Source organism: Nocardioides sp. Z30_9, from assembly GCF_058215735.1.
Window position 1 is genome coordinate 921,627 of sequence record NZ_JBZAJF010000002.1, and the last position, 26,393, is coordinate 948,019.

Sequence of the window (26,393 nt, forward strand, 5' to 3'; positions counted from 1 at the left end):
TGCGGATCGTGGTCGCGCTCGGGGGCAACGCCCTCCTCGAGCGCGGGCAGAAGCCCGACGCGGACGTCCAGGAGCGCAACGTCGCCACGGCGGTGATGGCCCTGGCACCTCTTGCCAACGAGCACGAGCTCGTCGTCACGCACGGCAACGGACCCCAGGTCGGTGTGCTCGCCCTGCAGAGCGCGTCGGACCCGCACCTGACCTCGCCGTACCCCTTCGACGTGCTCGGGGCGCAGACCCAGGGGATGATCGGCTACTGGCTGCTCCAGGCGATGCAGAACTCCCTGCCCGGGCGCCAGGTGGCCGCGATCATCAACCAGACGTTGGTGGAGGCGAACGACCCGGCCTTTGCGAACCCGACCAAGTTCGTCGGGGAGGTCTACTCCGAGAAGGAGGCCAAGGAGCTCGCCGAGTTGCGCGGCTGGACGGTCAAGCCCGACGGCGACAAGTGGCGTCGTGTCGTCGGCTCGCCGAAGCCCAGGCGGGTGGTGGAGACCCGGCTGATCCGGCTGCTGCTGAACAGCGGTGCGATCGTCGTGTGTGCGGGCGGTGGCGGGGTGCCGGTGATCCGCAACGAGGTCGGCATGCTCGAGGGGGTCGAGGCCGTGGTCGACAAGGACCTCACCGCCTCGGTGCTCGCCGAGGCGCTGGAGGCCGACGCGCTGCTGGTGCTCACCGACATCGCCCACGTGCAGCGTGGGTTCGGCACCCCGAAGGCGGAGCCGATCCTGCGGTCGACGCCGGTGGCCCTGCAGCGCGAGGACTTCCCGGCCGGATCCATGGGACCCAAGGTCGACGCCGTGACCCGGTTCGTCGAGCGCACCGGCGACATGGCCGCGATCGGACGCCTCCAGGACGCCGGCGCGATCCTGCGCGGCGAGGCGGGAACAATCGTCACCCCGAACGGCGAGTACCACGGGACCAGGGACCTGCTCCCGACGTCGTCCGGCAGACCGGGCGGGTTCGACTGACGGGCCGGTTCGACTGACGCGCGGGGGCTGACGGGCCGGGTCCGGGGGCGTCGGCCGGGCAGACGTGGAAGGCTGCGCGGATGGCCCACGGACTGCTCCTCGCTGCCGGCGCCGGCCGCCGGATGGGTACGCCGAAGGCGCTGGTCCACGATCCCGACGGCACCTCCTGGCTGCTGCGCTCGGTCTCGGCCCTGCGCGACGGCGGCTGCGCGGGCGTCACGGTCGTCCTCGGTGCCGCGGCCGAGGAGGCGCGGGTGCTGCTGGAGGGTCACGACCATGACCGGGACCAGCTCGAGGTCGTGCTCGCGGCCGACTGGGACGAGGGCATGGGTGCCTCGCTGCGCACGGGGCTCGCGGCCCTGGAGCACGGCGACGCCGCGGCGACACTGGTCACCCTGGTGGACCTCCCCGACGTCGGCGCCGCGGTGGTGCGCCGGATGCTCGAAGATTCCGTGGACCGGAGATCCGGGCGCGCGACGCTCGCGCGGGCGGCGTACGCCGGAAGGCCGGGCCACCCGGTCCTGATCGGCCGTGACCACTGGGCCGGGGTCATCGAGTCGGCCCGCGGGGACCAGGGCGCCCGCGGCTACCTGGAGCAGCACCACGTGGACCTGGTCGAGTGCGGCGACCTGGCCACGGGTCGCGACGTCGACACCCGACCAACCACGGGCTGACCAACAACGGGCTGACCTGCAACGGACCGACCAACTACGGGCCAACCCCATGCTGAGTAGCCTGCTCGGATGGAGCTCACTTCTCCGGAGTCGATCCGCGTCGCCCTCGGGGACACCGGCTACCTCGCCGACGACGACCTCGCCACCGTGGTCTACCTGGCGCACGGCATGCAGCGGCCACTGCTCCTCGAGGGCGAGCCGGGCACCGGCAAGACCGCACTGGCCGAGGCCCTCGCCGCGATGGCGGGCGTGCCGCTGATCAGGCTGCAGTGCTACGAGGGGATCGACGTCTCCCAGGCGCTCTACGACTGGGACTTCCCCCGCCAGATCCTGCACCTGCGCACGCTTGAGGCGGCGGTCTCGACTGGGCTCGACCACCGGGGGGCGGGGCTCGACCACCGGGGGGACGGGCTCGACCACCGGGGGGCTGGGCTCGACCCGAGCGAGGCCGAGAAGTCGCTGTTCGACGAGCGGTTCCTGCTCGCCCGGCCGGTGCTGCGGGCGCTGCGCGAGGCGCCGGCGGTGCTGCTGATCGACGAGGTGGACCGCGCCGACGACGAGTTCGAGGCGTTCCTGCTCGAGGTGCTCTCCAGCTGGACGGTGAGCATCCCCGAGCTCGGCACGATCACCGCGGCCACACCGCCCACCGTCGTACTCACCTCGAACCGGACCCGTGAGCTGCACGACGCCCTGAAGCGCCGCTGCCTCTACCACTGGATCGACCACCCCGGGCTCGAGCGCGAGATCGCGATCGTCCGCAGCCGCGTGCCCGAGGTCAGCCAACGTCTCGCCGAGCAGGTCACCCGGGTCGTCCAGCAGCTGCGCGACCAGCAGCTGCTCAAGCCGCCGGGGGTCGCGGAGACCCTCGACTGGGCACGCGCGCTCCACCGCCTCGGGGTGGAGGAGCTCGACCTCGAGACCGCCGCGCGCACCCTGGGGGCGGTGGTGAAGTACCGCGAGGACACCGACCGGGTGAAGCAGGCGCTGGACAGGATGCTGCAGGGATGAGTCCCGACCAGCAGGAGCTTCACGACCCCCGGGGGGCGGACGAGATCCTGCTCGGGTTCACCCGCGCCCTGCGGTCCGCGGGGCTGCCCGTCACCCATGACCGCGCCACCAGCTTCCTCCAGGCGGCCTCCCTCGTGGGCGCCGGCGACCCGCACGCCACCTACCGGGCCGGCCGGGCGACGCTGTGCACCAGCCCCGAGGACCTGGTGCGGTACGGCCACGTGTTCGAGGCGTGGTTCGGGGTCCGCGAGCAGCTTCCCCGCACGGTCGCGCGCGAGCGGCCCCGGGAGATCAGCCCGCCACTGCCCACGGGCGAGGCCGGCGAGCAGGGCGGTGCCGTCGACCCCGAGGTGGTGCAGGCGGCCGCGAGCGACCTCGAGGTCCTGCGCCAGCGCGACGTCGCCCGGCTGACCGCGGACGAGAAGGCCCTGCTGGACGCGATGATCCGGGCGCTCCGGCCCCGGCTGCCCCAACGGCGGGCCGGGCGGCGTACGCCGTGGCGCCGGGGCGAGATCGACCTGCACCGCACGCTGCGGACCACCCTGCGGCAGATGGGCGAGCCCGGACGCGTCGAGTACCGGCGGCGGGGGACGACCCCGCGACGGGTGGTGCTGCTGGTGGACGTGTCCGCCTCGATGCGGCCCTACGCCGACGCCATCCTCCGCCTCGCGCACCTCGTCGTCTCGACGGGTGCGGGCGGGCACCGCTCGCGGGTGGAGGTGTTCACCCTGGGCACCCGGCTGACCCGGGTCACCCTGGCGCTGCGCGCCCGGGACCCCGAGCTGGCCCTGGTCCGGGCGGGGGAGCAGGTGCCGGACTGGTCCGGTGGCACCCGTCTCGGCGAGACGTTGAAGGCCTTCCTGGACCGCTGGGGTGCACGCGGGATGGCTCGGGGAGCCGTCGTGGTTGTGTTCAGTGACGGCTGGGAGCGCGGGGACGCCACGGAGCTCGGAGAGCAGATGGGCCGGCTGCGTCGGCTCGCCCACCGGGTGGTGTGGGTCAACCCGCACCGCGGCAAGGAAGGATACGAGCCAGTGCAGCAGGGCATCGCGGCAGTTCTGCCGCACTGTGACGACTTCGTCGCGGGCCACTCCCTGAAGGCCTTCTCCGAGGTGCTGGAGGTGATCGGAGATGCGTGAGGTCCTCGACGAGCTGATGGGCTGGTGGGAGGCGGGCGAGACCGTCGGCGTGGGCACCGTGGTGGCCACCTTCCAGTCCGCCCCGCGACCCCCCGGCGCCTCGATGCTCGTCGGCCCGGACAGCTCCGCGGTCGGGTCGGTCTCGGGCGGCTGCGTCGAGGGCGCGGTCTACGAGCTCGCGCAGTCGGTCGTCGAGGCCGGGGAGCCCGTGCTCCAGCGCTACGGCGTCTCCGACGACGACGCGTTCGCCGTCGGGCTGACCTGCGGCGGCATCCTCGACGTGTACGTCGAGAAGGTCGACCAGCACACCTTCCCCGAGCTCGGCGAGATCGCCGACGACATCAGGTCCGGCCGGCCCGTGGCCCTCGCCACCGTGATCGAGCACCCCGACCCCGCCTGGCTGGGCCGGCGCCTCGTCGTACGCCCTGAGCCCGCGGACCGAATGGTCCTGGCCGAAGCGCATGCTCCGGGGCCCGATTCACCTGCCGAACGACCGGGACTACCCGGATCCCTGGGCTCACCCCGGGCGGACGCGGCCGTGCACGACGACGCCCTGGGGCTGCTGGTCGCGGGCCACAACGCGACGCTGACCTACGGCCCTGACGGGGAGCGGCGGGGCGAGGGGATGCGGGTGTTCGTCTGGGCGTTCGCGCCGGCGCCGCGGATGCTGGTCTTCGGTGCGATCGACTTCGCTGCGGCGGTCGCGCGGATGGGGGTGTTCCTCGGCTACCACGTGACGGTGTGCGACGCACGGCCCGTGTTCGCCACCAACAGCCGCTTCCCGCAGGCCGACGAGGTGGTGGTCAGCTGGCCGCACAAGTACCTGCGGGCCGAGATGGACGCCGGGCGCATCGATGCGCGCACCGTGATCTGCGTGCTCACCCACGACCCGAAGTTCGACGTGCCCGTCCTCGAGCTCGCGCTGCGCCTGCCCGAGGTCGCCTACGTGGGGGCGATGGGGTCGCGGCGTACCCACGAGGACCGGCTGGCGCGGCTGCGCGAGGCGGGGCTCACCGAGGAGGAGATCGCGCGGCTCTCCAGCCCGATCGGCCTCGACCTCGGCGCGCGCACCCCGGAGGAGACCGCGGTGAGCATCGCGGCCGAGATCGTGGCCCGCAGGTGGGGTGGCAGCGGCGACCCGCTGAGCTCGACCGAGGGCAGGATCCACGCGCAGTCGATGCCCCTGGCCGCCACCCCGGTCGGGCAGTGACCCGTGTCCGGGGCCACGCACTTCCGGCGCCGGGACGGACTGCTGCCCGGAGCCGTGGTCTCGGCGTGCGCGTACGCCGCCAGCGGCCTGCCCGAGGGTGACCACCGGGGGCTGCCGTCGCCCTCGATCACGTTCATCGTCTCCGTCGACGGCCCGGTCCGGGTGTCCGGGACGGTCGCGGAGGGGGACCGGTTCGACCCCACCCGCGCGGAGGCGTACGACGTCTGCGTCGCGGGCCTGCAGCCCGTCGCGACCCGGGTGGAGCAGCCCACCACCCAGAGCGGTGTCCAGGTGGCCGTGCACCCGCTCGCGGCCCGCGCCGTCCTGGGGTGCCGCGCCGCCGAGCTGCGCGGCGACGGGGACCACGGCCACGAGGTGATCGGCCGGATCGCCATCGAGCTGCACGACCGGGTCAGCTCGCGCACCGACGGGGAGGAACGCCTCGACGAGGTGCAGCAGTGGCTGCGCTCCCGGGTCGGCGGCACCCGGACCAGCGAGGTGCGGCCCGAGCTGGTCCGCGCGTGGGACGTCCTCGAGGCCACCGGTGGCCGGTGCGGGGTGGAGCAGCTGGCGCGCGAGGTGCTGCTGTCCCCGCGCCAGCTCCGGGCACTGATGGTCGCCGAGCTCGGGCTCTCGCCCAAGCAGCTGGGCCGGGTGTTCCGCTTCGACGCGGTGATCGCCCGGCTGGCCGACGGCCACGACACCCTCGCCGAGGTCGCGGCTCGCTGCGGGTACGCCGACCAGGCCCACCTGACCCACGAGTTCCGCCAGATGGCCGGGTGCACGCCTACGCAGTGGCTCGCCGAGGAGCGCCGAAACCTCCAAGACGGCGGGCACCGCAACCGGGCACCATCAGGGCATGACTGAGAACAACGCCACCCAGCCCCCCGCCCCCACCGTGTGGGGCACCTTCCAGGCACACGACGCCCGCGCCATGATCGACTTCCTGCTCGCCGTCGGCTTCGAGGCCACCGCGGTGTACGCCGACGAGGCCGACTCCTCGATCGTGCACCACGCCCAGCTCGACTGGCCCGAGGGCGGTGGTGTCATGTTCGGGACCGTCAAGAACGAGGGCTGGAGCCTGCAGCCGGGGAGCGCAGGCTTCTACGTGGTCACCCGGGACCCGCAGGCGGTCCACGACCGTGTCGTCAGTGCCGGTGGCGAGGTGACCCGCGAGCTCGGCGACCCCGGCTACGGCGGGCTGGAGTTCACCTTCCGCGATCCCGAGGGCAACCAGTGGTCCGTCGGCAGCTACCCCGGAGAGCCCCGCGCCCACTCCCGGGGATAGCGGCTTCCCGCGCTTGGCGCTGGGGTCCACGATGGGGGCATGCATCGGGTGGGTGGACGCGCGGGGGTGACGCTTCGGGCCGCGCTCGCGGGCGTGCTGCTGCTGGCGCTCACCGCTTGCGGCGGCGAGCAGGACTCCGGTGCCGCTCCGGCGAAGGAGGGCACCTCGGACGCCGTACCGTCGCCGGACCGGACCCCCAGCCCCAGTTCGAGTCCCACGAGCCCGACCCCCGCCGACGAGGCGCTTCCTCCGGTCACCGACCGCGTCTCGCTCCCGGCGCTGATGCGCGAGAGCTTCCCCGGCGGCCGGATCCAGCGTGAGCGCGAGGTGCTGGCCAACGAGGCCTACGTCCGGCACGAGATCACCTACCCCAGTGGCGATCTGACCGTCTCCGGCGTCCTGCTGCGTCCCAGGGGCAAGGGCCCGTTCCCCGCGGTCGTGCTCAACCACGGCTACATCGAGCCCTCGGTCTACCGCACCGGGCAGGGGCTCTCACGCGAGCAGGACTACCTCGCCCGCGCGGGGTTCGTGGTGCTGCACACCGACTACCGCGGCCACGCCGGGTCCGACCCGGCCTCCGAACGGGACCGCGAGGCCCGGCTCGGCTACACCCGCGACACGATCAACGCCGTGCAGGCCCTGAAGAAGGAGCCGTTCGTCGACCCCGACCGGGTGGCGATGCTGGGTCGTTCGATGGGCGGTGGCGTCACCTACAACGCTCTGGTCGCCCAGCCGGGGCTCGTCAAGGCCGCCGTCGTGTTCGCGCCGGTCAGCTCCGACTTCGTCGACAACTTCAACCGCTGGACCGTGGCCGAGCGGCCCGATGCAGCGGCAGCCACCTACCGCCGCCACGGCACCCCTGCCGAGCAGCCGGAGTTCTACCGCGGCCTCTCGGCACGCACCTACTTCGACCGGATCACCGAGCCGGTGCTGATCCACCACGGCACGCTGGACGACTCCTGCCCGGTGCGCTGGTCACGCAGCACCCACTGGCTGCTGCAACGTGCCGGCGTGGACTCCCGGCTGGAGATCTACCCCGGCGAGCAGCACGCGTTCGGCCCGCAGTGGCCGTTGTCGATGGAGCGGACCGTGCGGTTCCTGCGTCGCAAGCTCGGCGCCTGACCACGGCCTCGACCGGCCCGGGAAGTGGGCCCATCCGGGAGCACTGTCGCCTGTTGGGTCCACGGGTTAACGTGGCGCGAGTCACACAGGAGGAACGATGACCGGTCCGGAGCTGCAGACGCGGCGGGTCGACGCCGTACGCGCGTGGAGGAGCTTCATCGAGCGGGGGACCGGCGCCGGCACCCCGGTCCGGCCGGAGATCCTGCGATCGTGGCAGCGCTCGGCGCCCCTGGTCGGCCTGGACGTGACCGAGGCGCCGATGGCCGACGAGTCCGACACCGCCTCGATCTGGAACGGCTCCCCGCTCCAGGTGGCCGTGGACAGGGTGCAGTCCGAGCTGCGGCGTACGGCGGAGGACGGCGACCTCGTCGTCGCGGTGACCGACGCAGAGACGCGGATCCTCTGGACGTACGGCGGCCGGGTGATGCGCCGCAAGGCCGAGACCGTGAACTTCGTGCCGGGCGGCCGCTGGGACGACGCCAGCGTCGGCACCAACGCCCTCGACCTGGCCACGCGGCACGACGCGCCCGCGATGGTGTTCAGCGCCGAGCACTACGCGCCGATCGTGCACAACTGGGTGTGCTGGGCTGCTCCGGTGCACGACCCCGTCAGCGGCGAGCAGCTCGGCGTCATCGACCTCTCCACCACCTGGGACCGCACCCACCCGATCGGGCTGGCCACCGCGCGCGTCATCGCGCGCCTGATCGAGACGGCGATGCCGGCCTCCGAGCACCACCCGACCCTGGCGAAGCCGGCGAGCAGGCAGACCCCGGGCCTCGACCTCACCCTGCTCGGCGCCGCGGAGGCGCGCCTCGACGGCACCCGCCTGCTGCTGAACCGCCGCCAGACCGAGATCCTCGCGTTGCTGGCGCTGAACCCCGCGGGCCTCTCGCTCGAGCAGCTGCACGCCCAGCTCTACGGTGACCAGGCGATCACCTTCTCCACCCTCAAGGCCGAGGTCTCCCACCTGCGCAGCGCCCTGCAGGGGCAGCTGGCCTCACGGCCCTACCGGCTCACGATGCCGGTGCGCGTCGACGTCGACGAGGTGCTCCGGCTGCTGCGCAGCGGGCAGGTCCGGGCCGCCGTGGCGGCGTACGGCGGCGACCTGATGCCCGGGACCTCCTCGCCGGCGCTCGTCGAGCTCGCCGACTACGTCGCCGTCGCGCTGCGCGAGGCGCTGCTGGCCGACCCGCAGCCGCAGGCCGTGGCGGGCTACACCGCGCTCGCGCCCTACGACACCGAGGTGATCGAGGTCTGCCTCGCGGTGATGGGCGACCAGGCGCACCCGGCGAAGGCGCTGCTCAAGGGCAGGTTGGCCGCCGCCCAGCGCTGACGCGCACCCCACGGCGGACCCAACTCCCGGATGGGTGCACCACAGCCGCCTCCGCGGCCACTTCGGTCCGCCCCGGTGGCCTAGTGCTGCTCGGAGTCGGGTGGGCCGTCGGGGGAGTCGCTCCCGAGCCGCTGGTGCAGCCGGTCCCTGAGCTCCTCCGGGGTCAGGTCGGACCGCTTGCGCTGGTCGCGGACGACGATGACTCCCGTGGCGGCGACCCCGGCCAGACCGGCGAGTCCCAGTGCCTTCCAGATCTTCACGAGGAGAGAATCCCACGGTGATCGAGGAGAGCAGGATCGGACTGGACGAGGCGGTCGACCTCACGCGTACCGGCGACCTGTGGCTCTTCCGCGGGGACTCCGCCGCCGACCGGGCGATCCGTGCGCTCACCAACGCCCCGGTGAACCACGTCGGGATGGCGGTGGTGCTCGACGACCTGCCGCCGCTGATCTGGCACGCCGAGCTCGGCAAAGGGCTGCTGGACGTGTGGACGGGGACCCACCACCGCGGCGTCCAGCTGCACGACCTGCGGGATGCCGTCGCGCAGTGGACCGGGCGCTACGAGCAGCGCGCGTGGCTGCGTCAGCTCAGCGCCGAGATCACCCCGGAACGGGAGGCGGCGCTGCTCAAGACGATCGCCCGGCTCGACGGCACCCCGTTCCCCGCGACCGCGGCGCTCGCCGGTCGCTGGGCCCGAGGCCGGGTACGCCGCGCGGCGGGGGTCGAGGTGACCTACTGCGCCGAGGTGGTCGCCGCGACGTACACCGCGATGAGCCTGCTGCCCGCGGACCTGCCCACGAACTACTACGACCCGGGCACCTTCTGGTCCGGCGACGCCCTCGAGCTGCTCGACGGGGCCACTCTCTCCGAGGAGATCCGCGTCCTGACCTGAGGTCTCGCCGGCCGCATGGGTCGGCGATCCGGCTCGGTACGGGTGACAAGATGAGCGGCATGGCCCTGGACCTCACCACTGACGTCGTCGCCCTGACCGAGACCCTCGTGGACATCGAGTCGGTGAGCCGCAACGAGCAGGTCCTCGCCGATGCCATCGAGGAGGCGCTGCGGCGGCTGCCGCACCTCGAGGTGACCCGGATCGGGCACTCGATCGTGGCGCGTACCGACCTCGGGCACAGCGAACGAGTCGTGATCGCCGGGCACATCGACACGGTGCCGGTGAACCGCAACCTGCCGGTGCGCAACGACGGCGACAAGCTGCACGGCCTCGGCACCTGCGACATGAAGGGCGGCGTGGCGGTCGCACTGCGGCTCGCGCAGAACCTGCCCGAGCCCAACCGGGACGTGACCTTCGTGTTCTACGAGGCCGAGGAGATCGACGACGTCTACAACGGTCTCGGGATCATCGCCACGCAACGGCCCGACCTCGTCGAGGGCGACTTCGCGATCCTGATGGAGCCGAGCGACGCCGTGGTCGAGGCCGGCTGCCAGGGCACCCTGCGCGTCGAGGTGACCGCCCGCGGTGAGCGCGCGCACTCCGCCCGCTCCTGGCGCGGGGTCAACGCGATCCACAAGGCGGGGGAGATCCTGCGGCGCCTCGGGGAGTACGACGCACGCCGGCCGGTCATCGACGGGCTGGAGTACCACGAGGGGCTCAACGCGGTCCTCGTCAGCGGGGGCGTTGCCACCAACGTGATCCCGGACGAGTGCGTGGTCACCGTGAACTACAGATTCGCCCCGGACCGTTCCGAGGCCGAGGCGCTGGTGTTCGTCAAGGAGTTCTTCGACGGCTTCGAGGTGGAGGTCACCGACTCCGCACCCGGTGCGCTGCCCGGCCTCGAGGTGCCCGCGGCCCGGGCGTTCATCGAGACCGCCGGCGGGACGGTCAACCCGAAGTTCGGGTGGACCGACGTCGCCCGGTTCACCGGCCTGGGCATCCCGGCCGTCAACTTCGGCCCCGGGGACCCGATGCTCGCGCACAAGCAGGAGGAGTTTGTGCCGATCGAACAGCTCCGCTCGTGCGAGGAGCTGCTGCGCACCTGGCTCGGTGCGTCCTGATGGACTCCCAGAACCACGGGCCCCAGAACCCCGGGCCCCAGAACCACGGGCCCGAGAACAACGGGCCCCAGAACCACGGGCCCCAGAACCACGGGCCCCAGAACCACCGGCCCGAGAAGACCCGGGGCCCCGAGCTCCTCCGCGGGTCCCAGCTGGACCGCTCGACCGCCGACCAGCGGCTGCTCGACTCGCGCGGCTCTGGCGACTGGGTGAGGACCGACCCGTGGCGCGTCCTGCGGATCCAGGCCGAGTTCGTCGAGGGGTTCGGCGCCCTGGCCGAGCTCGGCCCTGCGATCGGGGTCTTCGGCTCCGCGCGCACCGACGAGGCGCACCCCGACTACGCCAAGGCCGAGGAGCTGGGCCGAAAGCTCGCCGAGGCCGGCTACGCCGTGATCACCGGCGGGGGACCGGGCGCGATGGCCGCCGCCAACAAGGGGTGCTCGCAGGCGGGCGGAGTCAGCGTCGGACTCGGCATCGAGCTGCCCTTCGAGGCAGGCCTCAACGAGTGGGTCGACCTCGGGGTGAACTTCCGGTTCTTCTTCGCCCGCAAGACCATGTTCGTGAAGTACTCCTGCGGCTTCGTGGTGCTGCCCGGTGGACTCGGCACCTTCGACGAGCTCTTCGAGGCCCTCACCCTGGTCCAGACCCAGAGGGTGACCTCGTTCCCGGTGGTCCTGATCGGGACGGACTACTGGTCGGGGCTGCTGTCCTGGCTTCGTGAGACCGTCCTGGCCAACGGCAACATCTCCTCGGCCGACCTGGACATGCTCAGGGTCACCGACGACGTGGACGAGGCGGTCGCCGCCATGCTCGAGGGGGTCGAGGACCGATGACCTGGTTCTTCGCCGTGCTGATCGTGCTGCTGATGGGGGCGGTGGCCGTGGTCGCCGCCGGGCACGGAGCCTCCCTCGCGCCGGCGTACGACGACCGGCCCGACGTCCGGGTGCCTGCCGACCGGCCGCTGACCGGCGAGGACCTGCGCGCGCTCACGTTCAACACCGCCGTCCGCGGCTACCGCGCGAGCGAGGTGGACGCCCTGCTCGAAAGGCTCGCTGCCCAGCTCGACGGAGACCACGAAAGACCACCGGGGGCCGTGGACCCCTAGTGCAGACTTGACGCCATGCGCTGGCCGAAGACTCCTCGCCGCCTCCGCATCGCGACGATGCTGGCCATGCTCCTGGTGACGAGCGGAACCCCCGTCGTCGCGGAGGCCGCCTCGAAGCGGCCGGCGGTGGTGCAGACGCAGGTGATCGGCAAGTCGGTGCAGGGCAGGAACATCCAGGCCTTCCGGATCGGTGACCCGCGCTCGCCCCGCAAGGTGGTGATGCTCGCCTCGATGCACGGCAACGAGCGCGGCCCCTCCCGCATCCTGGCCAACCTGCGCGACGGGCGACCCGTCCGCGGCGCCGACATCTGGCTGGTCCCGGTCCTCAACCCGGACGGGTTCGTGCGAAACCGGCGCCAGAACGCCCGCGGCGTCGACCTGAACCGCAACTTCCCGCGCAACTGGTCAAGGCTCACCGGCGCCTACTACTCCGGTGCGGGCCCAGCCTCCGAGCCCGAGACGAAGGCCGTGATGGCGTTCCTGACCAAGGTGCGCCCGGCGTACGTCGTCAGCTTCCACCAGCCGCTGCGCGGGATCGGGCGCACCGCGCCCAAGGGTGCAGCCTTCGTGAAACGGCTGAACCGGGGCATGCGGCTGCCGGTGCGGTCGTTCAACTGCTCCTCGGTGTGCCGCGGCACGATGACGGAGTGGTTCAACGCCTCTTTCCCGGGAGTCGCCGTGACGGTGGAGTACGGCCGCGGGGTGAGCCGCAAGCAGGCCACCCGCACCGGCCCGACCGGAGTCCTCCGGGCCGTCGGCGCCTACCGGTAGTCAGCGGCCGGTGAAGGTCGGCTTCTGCTTGTTCACGAACGCGGTCACCGCGTTGGCGTGGTCCTCGGTGGCGCCGGTGAGCGCCATCATCGAGGCCTCGAACTCCAGCGACTCGGTGAACCCGTGGCCCGCGGAGTACTCCACCGAGCGCCGGATCGCGCCGTAGGAGGCCGTCGGCCCGTCCGCGAGCCGCCGGGCCAGCGCCGCCACCTCGGCCTCGAGCTCGTCGGCGGCCACGACCCTGGTGGCGAGCCCCAGCTCGAGCGACTCGGCCGAGCCGATGGTGCGCGGGAAGTAGAGCAGCTCGAGGGCCTTGGCGCGCCCGACCAGCCGGGGGAGCGTCCAGGACGCGCCGGTGTCGCAGGACAGCGCCACCCCGGCGAAGGCCAGGTTGAAGCCGGCCGCCTCGGACAGGATCCGGAAGTCGCACGCGAAAGCGAGGCTCGCACCGGCGCCTGCTGCCACGCCGTTGACCGCCGCGACCACCGGCTTGTGCATCGTGGCGAGCGCGGTGACGATCGGGTTGTAGTGCTCCTCGACGGTGCGGAACAACAACTCGGAGTCGGAGCTCTGCAGGATCGAGCTGTGCTCCTTGAGGTCCTGGCCGACGCAGAAGGCGCGGCCGCTACCGGTCAGCACGACGCAACGCACCGCATTGTCCTGTTCCGCCCGGCGTACGGCCTCGAGCAGGGCCTCCTTGGTGGCCACGTCGAGGCCGTTCATCGCCTCGGGACGGTTCAGCGCGATCGTGGCGACGCTGTCGCTGACGTGGTAGCCGACGGGCTCGCTCATGGGGGTTCTCCTGGGGTCCGGTCGTGTGGGTCCGGACGAGTCTGCCGCATCAATTCGGGTACCCGTGCAGTCGGATGACCGCGCAGATTGCTCAATGGGGAATAATGCGTCTTGTTGGGCGCGTCCTGCGCACGGAAGACATGGGAAGAGGTGTGCACATGGCGGCCATGAAGCCCCGAACGGGTGACGGCCCGCTCGAGGTCACCAAGGAGGGTCGAGGCATCGTGATGAGGGTTCCCCTCGAAGGCGGTGGCAGGCTCGTGGTTGAGCTCAACAAGGACGAGGCAACCGCCCTGGGTGATGCACTCAAGGACGTGGTCGGCTGAGGCCGACTCCCGAACACCGCCGAAGCCCCCGTTGCCCCGCAGGCCCACGGGGGCTTCTGCGGTGTTCCGTTAGGGTCTAGACGTGTCGTTGCCACCCCAGGTCTCCCCGCCCACGTTCACGCTCTCCGGCCTTGCGCCCTCCCGTCTGGAAAGGGCCGGCGTCGTCGCGGTGCCGGTGCTCGCGCGGGCAGGTGGCGTCGAGCTCGGGCCCGGTGCGGCCGAGCTCGCCGACGACCTCGGCGTCGACCTCCTCGACCTGCTCGCGGCCAACGGTGCCACCGGTGAGCCCGGCGAGGTGACCGAGCTGCCGGTCACGCGCACCGCGGACGGTGCCGCGCCGGCCTTCTCCCGCGCGCTGCTGGTCGGCGTCGGCGACGCCGGCCCCAAGGACGTACGCCGCGCCGGGGCATCCCTGGCCCGGCAGACCCTCAACGCGGAGAACGTGGCCTCCTCGGTCGCCTGCGTGGGCGGCCGCGAGGTGATGGCTGCGTTCGTCGAGGGCGCCACCCTGGGCGCCTTCGGGTTCTCGATGCGTCGCGACGGGCCCAAGGACGTCCCGGCGAAGCAGATCGTCCTGTGCCTGACCGCGGGCGACGACGACTCCACCACGGCCCTGCGGCGTGCCGTGGCCACCGCCGGCGCCACCTGGCAGGCGCGCACGCTGGCCAACGTCCCCGCCAACATCAAGACCCCGGCATGGCTCGCGGACCAGAGCGTGACCGCAGCGGAGGCAGCGGGGCTCAAGGCCACCGTCCTCGACGAGACCCAGCTCGCCAAGCGCGGGTTCGGTGGGATCATCGGCGTCGGCCAGGCCGCCGCAGCGCCGCCGCGCTTCGTCCAGCTCGAGTACAAGCCGGCCGGCTCCTCGGGCCGCGGTGCCCGCAAGGCCAAGCACGTCGTGCTCGTCGGCAAGGGGATCACCTTCGACAGCGGCGGCCTCTCGATCAAGCCGGCCCAGTCGATGGTCACCATGAAGCGCGACATGACCGGCGCCGCCGTCGTGGCCGCCGTGATGGCGGCGCTGCCGGAGATCGACTGCCCGGTGCGCGTCACCGGCCTGCTCGCGATCGCCGAGAACGCCGTCAGCGGCAACTCGATGCGTCCCGGTGACGTGATCACGCACTACGGCGGCCGCACCACCGAGGTCACCAACACCGACGCCGAGGGCCGCCTCGTGCTCGCCGACGGCCTCGCCTACGCCGTGGACAAGCTCGCACCCGACGTGCTCGTCGACGTCGCCACCCTGACCGGTGCGGTCAAGGTGGCGCTCGGGGAGCACCTCGGCGGCCTGTTCAGCAACGACGACGGGCTCGCCGGTGCGCTGGACTCCGCCGGGGCCCGCTCCGGGGAGCCGGTGTGGCGGCTCCCGCTGAGCGCCGAGTACGAGTCGAAGCTCAGCTCGAAGATCGCCGACGCCGACAACGCGCCCGGGGGACCGGGTGCGATCACCGCCGCCCTGTTCCTCCAGCACTTCGTCGCCGGCCTGCCCTGGGCCCACCTCGACATCGCCTCGGTCGGGGACGCCCCCAAGGACCGGTTCGAGTGGACCGAAGGTCCGACCGGGTTCGGTGCCCGCCTCCTGCTGGACTGGCTCGCCCAGCCCGAGCCGCTCGGATCGGTGGGGTCGGCATGAGTGCGGTGCAGAAGTCGGCCCTGACCGTGCGCTGGTCGCTCGCCGGTGCCCCGGACCGGGTGGAGCAGGAGCTGCGCGACTACGTCGCCGAGACCTCGCACGCGCGGTTCGAGGGACTCGAGGGCCTGCGGTTCAAGACCTGGCGGATGCGGACGGGCGAGTGGTTCGAGGGGTGCTACGTCTTCGTCGACGACGCGGCGCGCGCCGGGTTCCAGGAGTCCTTCACCGCGGCCGCGGACGACTCGCCGGCCTCGAAGATGATCGGCTCCGGGCCGGTCCTGATCGAGGCGTGCGAGGTCGTCGCCATCGCGGGCGGGCCCGAGGGGTTCGTCTCGACGGCGTCGTACGACCGCTGAGTCACCTGCTGAGCGACGTGCTGGAGGCCCCGGTGGGCCGACCGGGGCCTAGACCTCCGCGGTCCACACCTTCTTGGCCACCAGCAGGCCGTCGCCCACGGGGAGCAGCACCGGCAGCAGCCCTTCGTGCTCCTGCACCGCCCGGCCGAGCTCGCGAATCGCGACGGTCTCGGCATCACGCTGGGCGGGGTCGGCCACCCGGTCGTGCCACAGGGCGTTGTCGAAGGCCACCACGCCGCCGGGACGCAGCAGTCGCAGCGCCTCGGTGAGGTAGTCGGAGTACTCGTGCTTGTCCCCGTCGCAGAACACCAGGTCGTAGTGACCGTCGGTCAGGCGCGGGATCACCTCGAGGGCGGCGCCCGGGATCAGCCGGAAGCGCTGGGAGGCGATCTTGTCCTCGGTGAAGCCCTGTCGGGCCAGGCGCTGGTGCTCGGCCTGGGTGTCCACAGAGGTGAGTACGCCGTCGGGCCGCATGCCGCGCAGCAGGTAGAGCCCCGAGACGCCGGTGCCGGTGCCGATCTCGACGACGGCCCGCGCCTCGAGCACGGAGGCGAGGAAGCGCAGCGTGGCGCCCCCGCCGGAGCCGATCGGGACGACCCCCACCTCCTGCGAACGCGCTCGCGCGTTGGTCAGGACCTCGTCCTCCGCGACGAACTCCTCGGCGTAGGTCCAGCTCGCGGGCTTCATTGGCGTGACGATGACGATCTCCTGACGTGCGTTGTGGATGGGTCGGACCTTACCCTCCGCGGCTGTGCAGCCTGCGCAGGCACGACCCGGGAGGCCCGCGCACGACCGCGAGGGAACGAGGCACGGGAACAAAGTGGGAGTGGCGGTTCGTTCTGGCTCACGTGGAACAACCTTGGGCGTCCTGCTGGCTTGCGCTCAGCCGCGTCTCAGAAAACCTCCCTAGCGTGGATCCATGGTGACTTCCTCAGACGACCACTCCGGCCAGACGCCAGCCGGTGAGCTCGACCCGCAGCTCACGTGGGAGCAGATCGTCACCGACCACTCCGCCCGGGTCTACCGGCTCGCCTACCGCCTCACCGGCGACCGGCACGACGCCGAGGACCTGACCCAGGAGGTCTTCGTCCGGGTGTTCCGCTCGCTGCACACCTACACGCCGGGGACGATGGAGGGCTGGTTGCACCGGATCACCACGAACCTCTTCCTCGACCACGCCCGGCGCAAGCAGCGGATCCGCTTCGACGCCCTCAGCGACGAGGCTGCCGGCCGGCTCCCGAGCGCGCTGCCCACCCCCGACGTGGCGCAGCTCGACCGGATGTTCGACGCCGACATCGAGACCGCGCTCACCTCGCTGGCCCCGGAGTTCCGTGCCGCCGTCGTGCTCTGCGACGTCGAGGGACTCAGCTACGAGGAGATCGCCGACGTGCTCGGCCTCAAGCTCGGCACCGTGCGCTCCCGCATCCACCGCGGCCGGGCACAGCTGCGCGCCGCTCTCTCCCACCGGGCGCCGCGTGCCGGCCGCACCCGGTTCGCCGGCCCCCGCATCGGACAGGACCTCGCCGGGCGGGTCACCTGATGTTCTCGTTGAGCGGTCACCTCGGAGCCAAGACCTCAGCACTCGTCGACGGCCAGCTCTCGGCTGCCGAGGAGGAGCGCGCCTGGTCGCACGTGATGACCTGCCCCGGGTGCCGCCGGCTCGTGGAGCGCGAGGGCTGGGTCAAGCGCCAGGTGGGCTCGTTGTCCCACCCCGGCAGGCTGGACCCGCCCGAGGAGCTGCTCGGCTCGCTCTACGCGGTCGACGCCTGGGCGACGGTGGACCGGATCGAGCGGCAGTCCCGGCGGCGGCGTACCACCGTGGCCGTGGTGGGCGGCGGTGCCGTGGGTGCCTGCGTGCTCGGGCTGCTGACCGTCACCGGGGGTTCCGCCGCGAGACCCGACGTCCCGGCCCGCCCCTCGCCGGCGATGATCCGCGGGGACCTGCCCCGCACCCCGGTGGGGTCGCCGACCGGTGGCGAGACCGACACGGCGCCCACGTGGAGCCGTAGGTCAAGATAGGCATCGTGAGCCACAACGAGCCCGACGAGCCGACGACGCCGCAGTCCCCCTACTCAGGGCAGTGGCAGCAGCAGGGCTCCGGCCAGGCGGGCCCGGCCGGGGACCCCGGCCCGTGGCAGGGCCGCCCCTTCGGCCAGTCCCCGTCCCAGGCCCCTTCCGGGTCACCTTCCGGGTCACCTTCTGGGAGCCCCTACCCGCCGCCGCCCGGCCAGCAGCCGGGCCGCCCGGTCGGGCCCCCGATGGGCGCGTACTACGGCCAGCAGCAGCCCCCGACCCATCCCGGCTACCCCTCCCCGACGCAGGCCTTCCCCGTCCAGGAGCGGCCGGCCCGCAGCAAGGTCCCCGGCTGGCTGTGGCCGGCCGTCGCGGTGATGGCGCTCGTGCTGGGCGCCAGCGGGGGCGCCCTGGCGGCGGCCCTCGTGGTCAACGGCACCGACGGCCCCGGGGCGGTGCTGCGCGTCGAGCGGCGTACGGCGACGCCCCTGCCCGCCGACAACGCGAGCATCGCCGCGGTCGCCGAGAAGGTGCTGCCGAGCACCGTGCAGATCGCCGCGGAGTACAAGGGCAACGCGCAGGGCGCGACCGGGTCCGGGTTCGTGATCGACGACCAGGGCCACATCATCACCAACAACCACGTGGTCGCCGAGGCGGACAAGTCCGAGGGCGCGATCGAGATCATCGACCAGGACGGCAACCACTCCAAGGCCACCGTCGTGGGCCGCAGCACCGTCTACGACATCGCCGTGCTGAAGTCGGAGGCGGCCAAGAAGCTCAAGCCGGCCGCGATCGGCTCGGCCGACCAGATGCGGGTGGGGGAGACGGTCGTGGCGATCGGGTCGCCGCTCGGTCTCTCGGCCACCGTCACCTCGGGCATCGTGAGCGCGATCAACCGGCCGGTGACCACCGGCGACGGCGCCAACGACAACTCCTACATCAACGCCGTGCAGACCGACGCCGCGATCAACCCGGGCAACTCGGGTGGCCCGCTGGTCAACCTCCAGGGCGAGGTCGTGGGCGTCAACTCCGCGATCGCCTCCCTGGGGTCCCAGATGGCCTCGGACCGCGGCGGCAACATCGGCGTGGGCTTCGCGATCCCGATCGAGCAGGTGAAGGTCACCACGACCCAGATCCTGAGCACGGGGGAGGCGCAGTACCCCGTGATGGGGGTCAACGTGAGCCCGACGACCAAGAACGACGGTGCCACGGTCGAGTCGATCACCGACGGGCTTCCGGCCGCCGACTCCGACCTGAAGGTCGGCGACGTGATCCGCAAGGTGGACGGCAAGCCGGTCACCGGCTCGATCGACCTCGTCGTAGCCGTGCGCTCCCACGTCCCGGGTGAGCAGGTGTCCCTGCTGGTCGAGCGCGGGTCACGGACCTTCCAGATCAAGGTCGGCCTGGACTCCAAGACCGGCTGAGCTTAGTCCCGCCCCGAACCCCCGCTGGGTGCCTCAGGTCGCCTCGAGGTCGTACGGCGGACGCTCGCCCTGGGCCAGCACGCGGTAGGGCGGCAGCGGCTCGTCGGCGAGGTCGTCCTCCATCGCCTCCAGGATGTGCTTGCGGATCGCCTGGCGGGGATCGAGGTCGGTCAGCCGGAGGTCGGCGTACTCGGGCCCGAGCTCCTCGCGCAGCTGCGTCTGGGCGCTCTGGGCCAGGTTGCGCATCTGGCGCACGAACCTGCCGGCCTGCCGGGCGAACTCGGGTAGGCGATCAGGACCGAACACCACCACAGCGACGATCCCGATGACCATCAGCTCCGGCAGGCCGATCCCGAACACGGCAGATCAGCCCTTGGCCGTGGGACTCAGCCCGAGCTGCATGCCGGCGAGGCCACGGCCACGGCTGGACAGCGTCTTGGCGATCTGGGTCAGGACCTGTGCGCCGGGCGCCGTCGGGTCGGACTCGACGATCGGCTTGCCGGTGTCGCCGCCCTCGCGCAGGCTCACGTCGATCGGGATCTCGCCGAGCACCGGGACGTCGTAGCCGAAGCGCTGGCCAAGAGTGGCCGCGACCCGGGCGCCGCCGCCGCTGCCGAAGATCTCGAGCCGGTGCTCACGGCCCTCGGGGGTGCAGTGCGGGCAGGGGAGGAACGACATGTTCTCCACGACGCCGATGACGCGCTGGTGCATCATCGAGGCCATCGTGCCGGCGCGCTCGGCGACCTCGGTGGCGGCCTCCTGGGGGGTGGTCACCACGATCACCTCCGCGTTGGGCAGGTGCTGGCCCAGCGAGATCGCGACGTCGCCGGTCCCCGGGGGCAGGTCGAGCAGCAGCACGTCCAGCGCGCCCCAGTAGACGTCGGAGAGCATCTGCACCAGGGCCCGGTCGAGCATCGGTCCGCGCCAGGCCACGACCTGGTCACGGCGCGGCTTGAGCATCCCGATGCTGATCACCGAGACCCCGCTCGGCGTGGGGACGGGCATGATCAGGTCCTCGACCTGGGTGGGGCGGGTGTCGGCGACGCCCAGCATCGCGGGCACTGAGTGCCCGTAGATGTCGGCGTCGACGATGCCGACCCGCAGGCCCTGCTTGGCCAGGGCGAGGCCGAGGTTGACCGTGACCGAGGACTTGCCGACGCCGCCCTTGCCGGAGGCGATCGCGTAGACCTTGGTGAGGGAGTCGGCGGAGGCGAACGGGATCTCGCGCTGGGCCTGGCCGCCGCGCAGCGTCTCCTGGAGACCGGCACGCTGCTCCGCGCTCATCACGCCGAGCACCACGTCGACACCGGTGACGTGCTCCACACGGGAGACCTCGGCGGTGACGTTGGTGGTGATCGTGTCCTTCATCGGGCAGCCGGCCACAGTCAGGAGCACCGTGACGCGCACCATGCCGGTGTCGTCGATCTCGACGTTCTCGACCATGCCCAGGTCGGTGATCGGGCGTTTGATCTCGGGGTCGTTGACGCGCGCCAGCGCAGCCTGGATCCTGTCGACGTCGGGGGAAGTCATGTGTCGATCCTACGCGGCGGCGGGGCATTTGCCTCCGGCGAGTCCTCGTCCTCGGCCTCGGTCAGCTCCTCGACCATGTTGCGCAGCTCCGAGCGCAGGAAGTCGCGGGTCGCGACCTCCCCGAGAGCCATCCGGAGGGAGGCCACCTCGCGGGCCAGGAACTCCATGTCGGCGTGCGCCCGGGCGTTGGCCTGACGGTCCTGCTCGTTGATCACCCGGTCGCGCACCTCCTGGCGGTTCTGCGCGAGCAGGATCAGCGGTGCGGCGTACGACGCCTGCAGGCTGAGCATCAGGGTCAGGAAGATGTAGGGGTAGTCGTCCCAGCGCAGGTCCCTCGGCGCGAGCGCGTTCCAGCCGACCCAGAAGATGACGAACAGGGTCATGTAGATCAGGAAGCGGGCGGTGCCCATGAACCGTGCGAACTGCTCGGCGAAGATGCCGAAGGCGTCCTGGCGCACCGTGGGGCGGCGTACGAGACCGTGACGAAGCTCTCGCGGGGTGTCCAGGCGAGCGGCCCGGGAGCGCTCCTCGGGGGACTTCCGCTCGTTCCTGCGGCTCTTCTTCTCAGGCTTCTCCACGTGGCCTTACCCCCTTCCCAGCTTGCGGTCGCGCCACCCGTCGGGCAGCAGGTGGTCGAGCAGGTCGTCGACGGTGACGGTGCCGAGCAGGCGGCCGTCCTCGTCGACGACGGGCGCGGCCACCAGGTTGTAGGTGGCCAGGAACATCGAGACGTCCTCGAGGGTGGCCTCGGCGCGCAGGAAGTCGATGCCGGTGTCCAGGACCCCGGCGACCAGCGTGGACGGGGGCTCCCGCAGCAGGCGCTGGATGTGGGCGACGCCGAGCAGCTTGCCCGTCGGGGTCTCCAGCGGCGGGCGGCACACGTGCACGAGCGCGGCCAGGGACGGCGTCAGGTCCTCGTTGCGGACGTGGGCCAGGGCCTCCGCGACCGTGGCGTCGGGAGGCAGGATCACCGGCTCGGGCGTCATCATCCCGCCCGCGGTCTCCTCGCCGTAGACCATCAGCCGCCGGACCTCGGCGGCGTCCTCGGTGTCCATCAGGCCGAGCAGGATCTGCGCGGTCTCGTAGGGCAGGTCGGCGATCAGGTCGGCGGCGTCGTCGGCCGACATCTCCTCGAGGATGTCTGCGGCGCGCTCGGAGTCGAGGTGCTCGAGGATCTCGACCTGGTCCTCCTCGGGCAGCTCCTCGAGCACGTGGGCGAGCCGCTCGTCGTCGAGACCGGCGACGACCTCGCTGCGGCGCTCGGGCGGCAGCTCGTGGATCACGTTGGCGGCGTCGGCGGGACGGAGGTCGGCCAGGGCGGCGATCAGGTGCTCGGCGCCCTGGTTGGCCTGGGTCTGGTGCAGGCCCTCGATGTCGTCCCACTCCACGACGTGGGTCTGCGGCCGGCGGCGGAAGCTCTTGGCCCCTTCGGTGATCGCGACCCGGGACAGCACCCAGTCGCGGGTGCGGGCCTGCTCCATCGCGACGTCGAAGACGACGCCCTCCACGCCGGTGCTGCGCACCCGGACCTTCTGGTCGAGCATCTGCCCGACCACGAGGGTCTCGGTGGAGCGCTTCTCGAAGCGGCGCATGTTCAGCAGCCCAGTGGTGATCACCTGACCTGCGTCGATGTTGGTCACCCGGGTCATCGGAGCGAAGATCTGGCGGCGGCCGAACACCTCCACCACCAGGCCCACCACCCGCGGGGCCCGTACGTCGGAGCGCAGCACCACCACGACGTCGCGCACCTTGCCGACCTGGTCGCCCTGGGGATCGAACACCGGCAACCCGGCGAGGCGGGCCGCGAAGACGCGGGTAGGTGTGGTGCTCACGTTGCGGAGCCTAGCCGCTGGCATTGGTAGGTTCAGCGGGATCGTTCGCCCCGAGCAGTGCACCCAAGGAGTTCCTCAGTGGTCAAGCAGGTCGTGATTCTCGCCGCAGGTCTTGGCACCCGCCTCGGCAAGCCGCACCCCAAGCCGCTCACGCCGCTGCGCTCCGGCGAGAGCATCATGCGCCGGGCCGTCAACGCCCTGCGGGGTGCCTACGGGGACGACGTTTTCGTCACGGCGGTCGTCGGGTTCAAGCTCGACCTGGTGATCGAGGCGATGCCGGACATCTCCTTCGTCTACAACGAGGTCTACGACTCCACCAACACCTCCAAGAGCCTGCTCAAGGCGCTGCGGCTCTCCCAGCCCGGCGGCGTGCTGTGGCTCAACGGCGACGTGGTCTTCGACCCCGATGTGCTCCCGCTGATCCAGGAGCACATCGAGTCCGGCCGCAGCTTCGTGTGCGTGAACACCGAGTCGGTCGCCGACGAGGAGGTCAAGTACACCCTCGACGACGAGGGCTACATCAAGGAGCTGTCCAAGGGCGTCGTGGGCGGTCTCGGCGAGGCCGTGGGCATCAACTTCATCTCCGCCGACGACAAGGCGGCCCTGATCAAGCGGCTCGAGGAGGCCGGCGACCAGGACTACTTCGAGCGTGGCCTCGAGCTGGGCATCGAGAAGGACGGCCTGCGGATCGAGGCCCTGGACATCTCCCAGTTCCACATCGTCGAGGTCGACTTCGACGAGGACCTCACGCGGGCCAACGAGTTCGTCGGAGACTGAGCCGCCGTGCCCGACCTGGTGCCGACGCGCGTCTCGGCGGTCGACGACGAGGGAGTGCACCTGTCCTCGACTGAGGACACGGTCGTCGACGTGCTCTTCGACGGGCGGCGGATCTGGTCGTTCTGGACGCAGCGCGACACCGTCGAGGGCGTCGCGCCGTGGCCTCCGATGCTGCGCAAGTTCCTCGAGGGCACCGCGCTCATCTCGGTGGTGGAGCACGTCTCGGGGACGGTGGCCTTCGAGGCCGAGGTTCGGCTCGGCTCGAAGGAGGGCCGGATCTCGGTCGTCGACGGGCAGGGCCGACCGCTCGGCATCGACAAGTCCAACCGGATCGTCACCACGTTCGACACCCGCGACCCCGAGCACACCGCGCCCCTGCTCGACTCCACCGAGCAGCTCCTCGCCGCGCTGCGCGAGGCCGGGGTGGAGGCGTTCCCGGCGTACGGCACGCTGCTCGGCGCCGTCCGCGAGCAGGACTTCATCGGCCACGACAGCGACGTCGACCTCGGCTACGTCAGTCGTGAGACGCACCCGCTGGACGTGATCCGCGAGTCGTTCCGGCTGCAGCGGTTCCTCAAGGAGCGCGGGTACGCCGTCGACCGCTACAGCGCCGCGGCGTTCAAGGTCGACGTCGTCGAGGCCGACGGCACCGTGCGCGGGCTCGACGTCTTCGGCGGGTTCTTCCTCGACGGCCGGCTCTACCTGCTCGGGGAGATCGGGACGCCGTTCGAGAAGGAGTGGATCTTCCCGCTCGGCACCTGCACGCTGGCCGGCCGGACGCTGCCGGCCCCGGCCCGGCCGGAGAAGCTGCTCGAGGCCACCTACGGGCCCAGCTGGCGCGTGCCCGACCCCGCGTTCCACTTCGAGACGCCGCGCTCCACGCACCGCCGTCTCAACGGTTGGTTCCGGGGGATCCGCGTGTTCCGCAACGAGTGGGACGCCCGCTACAGCGGCGTCCGCAACAAGGTGCCCCGCGGCGGACCCAGCGCGCTGGCCGAGTTCGTGCGCGCCGAGGAGGGCACGCCCGACCTGCTGGTGGACGTGGGAGCCGGCCGCGGCGCCGACGCGCTGTGGTTCGCGCGCCAGGGGGTCCCGACGATGACCCTCGACTTCGCCCACGGCGCCAGCAACGGCGTACGCCGGGTGGCCGAGCAGGAAGGGCTCGACCTGGACGTCTCGTGGGTGAACCTGCACGAGATGCGCTCGGTGCTCGCGCAGGGGTGCCGGATCGCGCGCCGTGAGGGCCGGGTGGTGCTGATGGCCAACCACCTCGTCGACTCCACCGACGCCCGCGGGCTCAACGCGCTCGTGCGGCTCGCGCGGATGTCGCTGGCCGGCCGGGCCGGGACCGGCGGCGGGCGGCTCTACCTCGACTTCGACCTGCTGGCCCCCGGGGAGCGGTACACCCCGACCGGGCGGCGCGACATCGTGCGGCCCAAGGCCCTGGCCGGGGTCGAGCGGGCACTGGTCGAGGGGGGAGCCGATATCGTGCTCAGCACTCAGGTGGAACTCAAAGGCGGTTCCGGGAAACCGGGCCGCCCGGTCGCGCGATTGGTGGCGGAATGGCAGCGGTGAACCGGTCCTTGCGGGCGCGGGCGGTGGAGCGCGTGGCACGCGCCGTGGCGGGAGACCGTCTCGACCAGCTCCAGCGGCGTCTCGAGGCCCTCGAGGCGGAGGTGCAGGAGAGCCGCCAGCTGAACATCCGGCTGGCCGAGGTCACCGACCTCGTCGAGCAGCTGCTGCTGCCGATGGCCGCCCGCGACGAGGACAAGATCGCGGCCGCCGTCGAGAAGTACACGCGGACCATGTGAGCGTGCTGGGGGACTGATGACGACCCGGGTCTACCTGCACATCGGCCTGCCCAAGACGGCCACCACCTACCTGCAGTCCATCTTGTGGAACAACCGGGCCTCGCTGGCGGCCCAGGACGTCCACCTGCCCGGCGCGAGCAGGCAGGAGCACCTGTGGAGCAGCCGGATCATCCGCGAGGACCCCGGGTTCGAGAAGTTCAGCGAGCACCGGCGTACGGCGTGGGACCGGCTGCGCGCCGACGTCGCGGACCAGGCCCGCACCGGGTCGGGCGCGGCCGTGATCAGCCACGAGTTCTTCTCCGCGGCCTCCACCGAGCAGGTCGCCCGGATGGTGCGCGACCTGGAGCCGGCGGAGGTCCACCTCGTGGTCACCGGCCGGGAGCCGCTCGGGCTGTTCACCGCGAGCTGGCAGGAGAGCATCAAGAACCGCGAGACCTGGCTGATGACCGACTACAGCCGCACCGAGTCCGAGGACCCGACCGCCGTGTGGAACTGGCGGTCCCTGGACATCCGGCTGGTGCTGGAGCGCTGGTCGCCGCACTTCCCGGCCGAGCGGGTGCACGTGCTGCCGCTGCCCGGCGCCGGCGCGCCCAGGCGTGAGATCTGGGACCGGTTCGCGGGCCTGGTCGGGATCGACCCGGACTCCGTCGACCTCAGCCGCAGCTTCCCGAACGCGTCCATGGGGGTGGCGGAGGCCGAGACCCTGCGCCGGATGAACCACCACCTCGAGGAGTTCAACTCCGCGATCGACCGCGGCACCTACATCCGCACGTTCCTCGCCGACGAACGCCTCGTCCCTCGCGGTGGTGAGCCGTTCTTCCCCGAGCCCGAGCGGATCGAGGAGATCCGCCGTCGTGGGCAGGCCGCGGTGGACTACGTCGCGGGCCAGGGCTTCCACGTGGTCGGTGACCTCGATGCGCTGCTCGTCCCTGACGAGCTCGCGCCACGCCGGGAGCCCTCGTCGGTGACCGAGGCCGAGGTGGCCGAGGTGGCGGTCGAGCTGGCGGCCCGGATGCTGCACGACGTGCGTGACCTGCGCCGCGAGCTGCGGCGCCAGCGGCAGCTGCTGGAGAAGAGCCGGCGCAAGGAGGATCCCGGCCTGCGGGTGAACCTGGTCCGCAGGTTCCCGGTGCTGCGCCACGTGCTGCTCCGCCGCCGGCCGTGACGTGAGGTTGGTCATGGCATGGTGGGGAACCCACCAGTAGCGTTTGCGCCGACCGCTCTCCGTCGTACGACGGGGTTCCTCACCGTGCCACCGGGACCCC

The 26,393-nt window shown here is 71.9% G+C and carries 31 protein-coding genes; 24 read left to right on the plus strand and 7 right to left on the minus strand.

Features of this window, described 5'->3' with window-relative positions; translation table 11 throughout:
• Positions 1 to 8: 8 nt before the first annotated feature.
• The 9 genes from AC4BGB_RS15085 to AC4BGB_RS15125 all read left to right on the plus strand — a co-directional run bounded on the left by AC4BGB_RS15085 (position 9) and on the right by AC4BGB_RS15125 (position 8,745).
• Complete coding sequence (locus AC4BGB_RS15085) at positions 9 to 971, plus strand: carbamate kinase (protein ID WP_490547697.1); 963 nt, start codon at positions 9 to 11, stop codon at positions 969 to 971.
• 80 nt (positions 972 to 1,051) lie between these two features.
• Positions 1,052 to 1,645: a nucleotidyltransferase family protein gene (locus AC4BGB_RS15090; protein ID WP_490547698.1), complete on the plus strand. Its 594-nt coding sequence runs from the start codon at positions 1,052 to 1,054 to the stop codon at positions 1,643 to 1,645.
• Positions 1,646 to 1,714: 69 nt separating this feature from the next.
• Positions 1,715 to 2,653, plus strand: a complete 939-nt coding sequence (locus AC4BGB_RS15095) for an AAA family ATPase (protein ID WP_490547699.1) — start codon at positions 1,715 to 1,717, stop codon at positions 2,651 to 2,653.
• Positions 2,650 to 3,792, plus strand: coding sequence for a vWA domain-containing protein (locus AC4BGB_RS15100; protein ID WP_490547700.1), 1,143 nt, complete (start codon positions 2,650 to 2,652; stop codon positions 3,790 to 3,792). Before AC4BGB_RS15095 ends, AC4BGB_RS15100 begins: the two co-directional genes overlap by 4 nt.
• Positions 3,785 to 5,002: an XdhC family protein gene (locus tag AC4BGB_RS15105; protein ID WP_490547701.1), complete on the plus strand. Its 1,218-nt coding sequence runs from the start codon at positions 3,785 to 3,787 to the stop codon at positions 5,000 to 5,002. The genes AC4BGB_RS15100 and AC4BGB_RS15105 overlap by 8 nt, the downstream gene beginning before the upstream one ends.
• 3 nt (positions 5,003 to 5,005) lie before the next feature.
• Complete coding sequence (locus AC4BGB_RS15110) at positions 5,006 to 5,869, plus strand: helix-turn-helix domain-containing protein (protein WP_490547702.1); 864 nt, start codon at positions 5,006 to 5,008, stop codon at positions 5,867 to 5,869.
• Complete coding sequence (locus AC4BGB_RS15115) at positions 5,862 to 6,290, plus strand: VOC family protein (RefSeq protein WP_490547703.1); 429 nt, start codon at positions 5,862 to 5,864, stop codon at positions 6,288 to 6,290. The genes AC4BGB_RS15110 and AC4BGB_RS15115 overlap by 8 nt, the downstream gene beginning before the upstream one ends.
• Positions 6,291 to 6,329: 39 nt before the next feature.
• Positions 6,330 to 7,412 carry an alpha/beta hydrolase family protein gene (locus tag AC4BGB_RS15120; RefSeq protein ID WP_490547704.1) on the plus strand — a complete coding sequence of 361 codons (1,083 nt, stop codon included), beginning with the start codon at positions 6,330 to 6,332 and terminating at the stop codon, positions 7,410 to 7,412.
• A 97-nt stretch (positions 7,413 to 7,509) separates the two neighbouring features.
• Positions 7,510 to 8,745, plus strand: a complete 1,236-nt coding sequence (locus tag AC4BGB_RS15125) for a sigma-54-dependent transcriptional regulator family protein (RefSeq protein ID WP_490547705.1) — start codon at positions 7,510 to 7,512, stop codon at positions 8,743 to 8,745.
• A gap of 80 nt (positions 8,746 to 8,825) precedes the next feature.
• Here AC4BGB_RS15125 and AC4BGB_RS15130 read toward each other — a convergent pair whose 3' ends face one another.
• Positions 8,826 to 9,005 carry a hypothetical protein gene (locus tag AC4BGB_RS15130; protein ID WP_490547706.1) on the minus strand — a complete coding sequence of 60 codons (180 nt, stop codon included), beginning with the start codon at positions 9,003 to 9,005 and terminating at the stop codon, positions 8,826 to 8,828.
• A gap of 17 nt (positions 9,006 to 9,022) precedes the next feature.
• Here AC4BGB_RS15130 and AC4BGB_RS15135 point away from each other — a divergent pair, with 17 nt between their 5' ends.
• Genes AC4BGB_RS15135 through AC4BGB_RS15155 form a run of 5 tightly spaced genes read left to right on the plus strand, consistent with a single transcriptional unit; the run spans position 9,023 to position 12,634 of the window.
• A complete protein-coding gene (locus AC4BGB_RS15135; protein WP_490547707.1) occupies positions 9,023 to 9,637 on the plus strand; it encodes a hypothetical protein in 615 nt (204 codons plus the stop codon).
• 59 nt (positions 9,638 to 9,696) lie between these two features.
• Positions 9,697 to 10,758: a succinyl-diaminopimelate desuccinylase gene (dapE, locus tag AC4BGB_RS15140; RefSeq protein ID WP_490548450.1), complete on the plus strand. Its 1,062-nt coding sequence runs from the start codon at positions 9,697 to 9,699 to the stop codon at positions 10,756 to 10,758.
• The gene (locus tag AC4BGB_RS15145; protein WP_490547708.1) at positions 10,758 to 11,591 is read left to right on the plus strand and encodes an LOG family protein; all 834 of its coding nucleotides are present in this window, start codon (positions 10,758 to 10,760) and stop codon (positions 11,589 to 11,591) included. The genes dapE and AC4BGB_RS15145 overlap by 1 nt, the downstream gene beginning before the upstream one ends.
• On the plus strand, positions 11,588 to 11,863 hold the full coding sequence (locus AC4BGB_RS15150; protein WP_490547709.1) for a DivIVA domain-containing protein: 276 nt from the start codon (positions 11,588 to 11,590) through the stop codon (positions 11,861 to 11,863). Before AC4BGB_RS15145 ends, AC4BGB_RS15150 begins: the two co-directional genes overlap by 4 nt.
• Before the next feature lie 15 nt (positions 11,864 to 11,878).
• Positions 11,879 to 12,634: a DUF2817 domain-containing protein gene (locus AC4BGB_RS15155; RefSeq protein WP_490547710.1), complete on the plus strand. Its 756-nt coding sequence runs from the start codon at positions 11,879 to 11,881 to the stop codon at positions 12,632 to 12,634.
• Here the strand turns inward: AC4BGB_RS15155 and AC4BGB_RS15160 are convergent, their stop codons facing one another.
• Entirely contained in the window at positions 12,635 to 13,426 is a 792-nt protein-coding gene (locus AC4BGB_RS15160; protein ID WP_490547711.1) for an enoyl-CoA hydratase/isomerase family protein, read from the minus strand.
• Positions 13,427 to 13,584: 158 nt separating this feature from the next.
• Here AC4BGB_RS15160 and AC4BGB_RS15165 point away from each other — a divergent pair, with 158 nt between their 5' ends.
• From AC4BGB_RS15165 to AC4BGB_RS15175, 3 genes are all read left to right on the plus strand, one after another.
• Positions 13,585 to 13,752: a DUF3117 domain-containing protein gene (locus tag AC4BGB_RS15165; RefSeq protein ID WP_297606155.1), complete on the plus strand. Its 168-nt coding sequence runs from the start codon at positions 13,585 to 13,587 to the stop codon at positions 13,750 to 13,752.
• 82 nt (positions 13,753 to 13,834) lie between these two features.
• A complete protein-coding gene (locus AC4BGB_RS15170) occupies positions 13,835 to 15,385 on the plus strand; it encodes a leucyl aminopeptidase family protein (RefSeq protein WP_490547712.1) in 1,551 nt (516 codons plus the stop codon).
• Entirely contained in the window at positions 15,382 to 15,741 is a 360-nt protein-coding gene (locus AC4BGB_RS15175) for a hypothetical protein (protein ID WP_490547713.1), read from the plus strand. The genes AC4BGB_RS15170 and AC4BGB_RS15175 overlap by 4 nt, the downstream gene beginning before the upstream one ends.
• Before the next feature lie 48 nt (positions 15,742 to 15,789).
• Here the strand turns inward: AC4BGB_RS15175 and AC4BGB_RS15180 are convergent, their stop codons facing one another.
• The gene (locus AC4BGB_RS15180; protein WP_490547714.1) at positions 15,790 to 16,428 is read right to left on the minus strand and encodes an O-methyltransferase; all 639 of its coding nucleotides are present in this window, start codon (positions 16,426 to 16,428) and stop codon (positions 15,790 to 15,792) included.
• A gap of 232 nt (positions 16,429 to 16,660) precedes the next feature.
• Between AC4BGB_RS15180 and sigE the strand changes: the two genes are divergently transcribed.
• Genes sigE through AC4BGB_RS15195 form a run of 3 tightly spaced genes read left to right on the plus strand, consistent with a single transcriptional unit; the run spans position 16,661 to position 19,178 of the window.
• A complete protein-coding gene (gene sigE / locus AC4BGB_RS15185; protein ID WP_490547715.1) occupies positions 16,661 to 17,281 on the plus strand; it encodes an RNA polymerase sigma factor SigE in 621 nt (206 codons plus the stop codon).
• The gene (locus tag AC4BGB_RS15190) at positions 17,281 to 17,760 is read left to right on the plus strand and encodes a hypothetical protein (RefSeq protein ID WP_490547716.1); all 480 of its coding nucleotides are present in this window, start codon (positions 17,281 to 17,283) and stop codon (positions 17,758 to 17,760) included. Before sigE ends, AC4BGB_RS15190 begins: the two co-directional genes overlap by 1 nt.
• A gap of 5 nt (positions 17,761 to 17,765) precedes the next feature.
• Positions 17,766 to 19,178, plus strand: a complete 1,413-nt coding sequence (locus tag AC4BGB_RS15195; RefSeq protein WP_490547717.1) for a S1C family serine protease — start codon at positions 17,766 to 17,768, stop codon at positions 19,176 to 19,178.
• 33 nt (positions 19,179 to 19,211) lie between these two features.
• Here the strand turns inward: AC4BGB_RS15195 and AC4BGB_RS15200 are convergent, their stop codons facing one another.
• The 4 genes from AC4BGB_RS15200 to AC4BGB_RS15215 form a co-directional block, all read right to left on the minus strand.
• Positions 19,212 to 19,538, minus strand: a complete 327-nt coding sequence (locus AC4BGB_RS15200) for a sec-independent translocase (RefSeq protein ID WP_490547718.1) — start codon at positions 19,536 to 19,538, stop codon at positions 19,212 to 19,214.
• A gap of 6 nt (positions 19,539 to 19,544) precedes the next feature.
• On the minus strand, positions 19,545 to 20,708 hold the full coding sequence (locus tag AC4BGB_RS15205; RefSeq protein WP_490547719.1) for an Mrp/NBP35 family ATP-binding protein: 1,164 nt from the start codon (positions 20,706 to 20,708) through the stop codon (positions 19,545 to 19,547).
• Complete coding sequence (locus AC4BGB_RS15210) at positions 20,705 to 21,214, minus strand: DUF1003 domain-containing protein (protein ID WP_490548451.1); 510 nt, start codon at positions 21,212 to 21,214, stop codon at positions 20,705 to 20,707. Before AC4BGB_RS15210 ends, AC4BGB_RS15205 begins: the two co-directional genes overlap by 4 nt.
• Before the next feature lie 78 nt (positions 21,215 to 21,292).
• Complete coding sequence (locus AC4BGB_RS15215) at positions 21,293 to 22,540, minus strand: magnesium transporter MgtE N-terminal domain-containing protein (protein ID WP_490547720.1); 1,248 nt, start codon at positions 22,538 to 22,540, stop codon at positions 21,293 to 21,295.
• Between the two features lie 78 nt (positions 22,541 to 22,618).
• On the opposite strand from AC4BGB_RS15215, the gene AC4BGB_RS15220 reads away from it, so the two are divergent.
• From AC4BGB_RS15220 to AC4BGB_RS15235, 4 genes are read left to right on the plus strand one after another with little or no spacing between them, the layout of a single operon-like run.
• Positions 22,619 to 23,317: a phosphocholine cytidylyltransferase family protein gene (locus AC4BGB_RS15220; protein WP_490547721.1), complete on the plus strand. Its 699-nt coding sequence runs from the start codon at positions 22,619 to 22,621 to the stop codon at positions 23,315 to 23,317.
• 6 nt (positions 23,318 to 23,323) lie between these two features.
• Positions 23,324 to 24,892, plus strand: coding sequence for a LicD family protein (locus AC4BGB_RS15225; protein ID WP_490547722.1), 1,569 nt, complete (start codon positions 23,324 to 23,326; stop codon positions 24,890 to 24,892).
• Positions 24,880 to 25,128 carry a DUF6752 domain-containing protein gene (locus AC4BGB_RS15230; RefSeq protein WP_490547723.1) on the plus strand — a complete coding sequence of 83 codons (249 nt, stop codon included), beginning with the start codon at positions 24,880 to 24,882 and terminating at the stop codon, positions 25,126 to 25,128. The genes AC4BGB_RS15225 and AC4BGB_RS15230 overlap by 13 nt, the downstream gene beginning before the upstream one ends.
• Before the next feature lie 16 nt (positions 25,129 to 25,144).
• Positions 25,145 to 26,293: a hypothetical protein gene (locus AC4BGB_RS15235; RefSeq protein ID WP_490547724.1), complete on the plus strand. Its 1,149-nt coding sequence runs from the start codon at positions 25,145 to 25,147 to the stop codon at positions 26,291 to 26,293.
• Positions 26,294 to 26,393 lie beyond the last annotated feature (100 nt).

What these genes read in the sequence shown, in the direction of transcription:
- AC4BGB_RS15090 (WP_490547698.1), top strand. Translation starts at nt 1,052, where the DNA reads ATGGCCCACGGACTGCTCCTCGCTGCCGGCGCCGGCCGCCGGATGGGT.
- AC4BGB_RS15160 (WP_490547711.1), bottom strand. Translation starts at nt 13,426, where the DNA reads ATGAGCGAGCCCGTCGGCTACCACGTCAGCGACAGCGTCGCCACGATC.
- AC4BGB_RS15095 (WP_490547699.1), top strand. Translation starts at nt 1,715, where the DNA reads ATGGAGCTCACTTCTCCGGAGTCGATCCGCGTCGCCCTCGGGGACACC.
- AC4BGB_RS15145 (WP_490547708.1), top strand. Translation starts at nt 10,758, where the DNA reads ATGGACTCCCAGAACCACGGGCCCCAGAACCCCGGGCCCCAGAACCAC.
- sigE (WP_490547715.1), top strand. Translation starts at nt 16,661, where the DNA reads ATGGTGACTTCCTCAGACGACCACTCCGGCCAGACGCCAGCCGGTGAG.
- AC4BGB_RS15125 (WP_490547705.1), top strand. Translation starts at nt 7,510, where the DNA reads ATGACCGGTCCGGAGCTGCAGACGCGGCGGGTCGACGCCGTACGCGCG.
- AC4BGB_RS15100 (WP_490547700.1), top strand. Translation starts at nt 2,650, where the DNA reads ATGAGTCCCGACCAGCAGGAGCTTCACGACCCCCGGGGGGCGGACGAG.
- AC4BGB_RS15155 (WP_490547710.1), top strand. Translation starts at nt 11,879, where the DNA reads ATGCGCTGGCCGAAGACTCCTCGCCGCCTCCGCATCGCGACGATGCTG.
- AC4BGB_RS15235 (WP_490547724.1), top strand. Translation starts at nt 25,145, where the DNA reads ATGACGACCCGGGTCTACCTGCACATCGGCCTGCCCAAGACGGCCACC.
- dapE (WP_490548450.1), top strand. Translation starts at nt 9,697, where the DNA reads ATGGCCCTGGACCTCACCACTGACGTCGTCGCCCTGACCGAGACCCTC.
- AC4BGB_RS15165 (WP_297606155.1), top strand. Translation starts at nt 13,585, where the DNA reads ATGGCGGCCATGAAGCCCCGAACGGGTGACGGCCCGCTCGAGGTCACC.
- AC4BGB_RS15205 (WP_490547719.1), bottom strand. Translation starts at nt 20,708, where the DNA reads ATGACTTCCCCCGACGTCGACAGGATCCAGGCTGCGCTGGCGCGCGTC.
- AC4BGB_RS15105 (WP_490547701.1), top strand. Translation starts at nt 3,785, where the DNA reads ATGCGTGAGGTCCTCGACGAGCTGATGGGCTGGTGGGAGGCGGGCGAG.
- AC4BGB_RS15120 (WP_490547704.1), top strand. Translation starts at nt 6,330, where the DNA reads ATGCATCGGGTGGGTGGACGCGCGGGGGTGACGCTTCGGGCCGCGCTC.
- AC4BGB_RS15175 (WP_490547713.1), top strand. Translation starts at nt 15,382, where the DNA reads ATGAGTGCGGTGCAGAAGTCGGCCCTGACCGTGCGCTGGTCGCTCGCC.
- AC4BGB_RS15230 (WP_490547723.1), top strand. Translation starts at nt 24,880, where the DNA reads ATGGCAGCGGTGAACCGGTCCTTGCGGGCGCGGGCGGTGGAGCGCGTG.
- AC4BGB_RS15150 (WP_490547709.1), top strand. Translation starts at nt 11,588, where the DNA reads ATGACCTGGTTCTTCGCCGTGCTGATCGTGCTGCTGATGGGGGCGGTG.
- AC4BGB_RS15115 (WP_490547703.1), top strand. Translation starts at nt 5,862, where the DNA reads ATGACTGAGAACAACGCCACCCAGCCCCCCGCCCCCACCGTGTGGGGC.
- AC4BGB_RS15180 (WP_490547714.1), bottom strand. Translation starts at nt 16,428, where the DNA reads ATGAAGCCCGCGAGCTGGACCTACGCCGAGGAGTTCGTCGCGGAGGAC.
- AC4BGB_RS15190 (WP_490547716.1), top strand. Translation starts at nt 17,281, where the DNA reads ATGTTCTCGTTGAGCGGTCACCTCGGAGCCAAGACCTCAGCACTCGTC.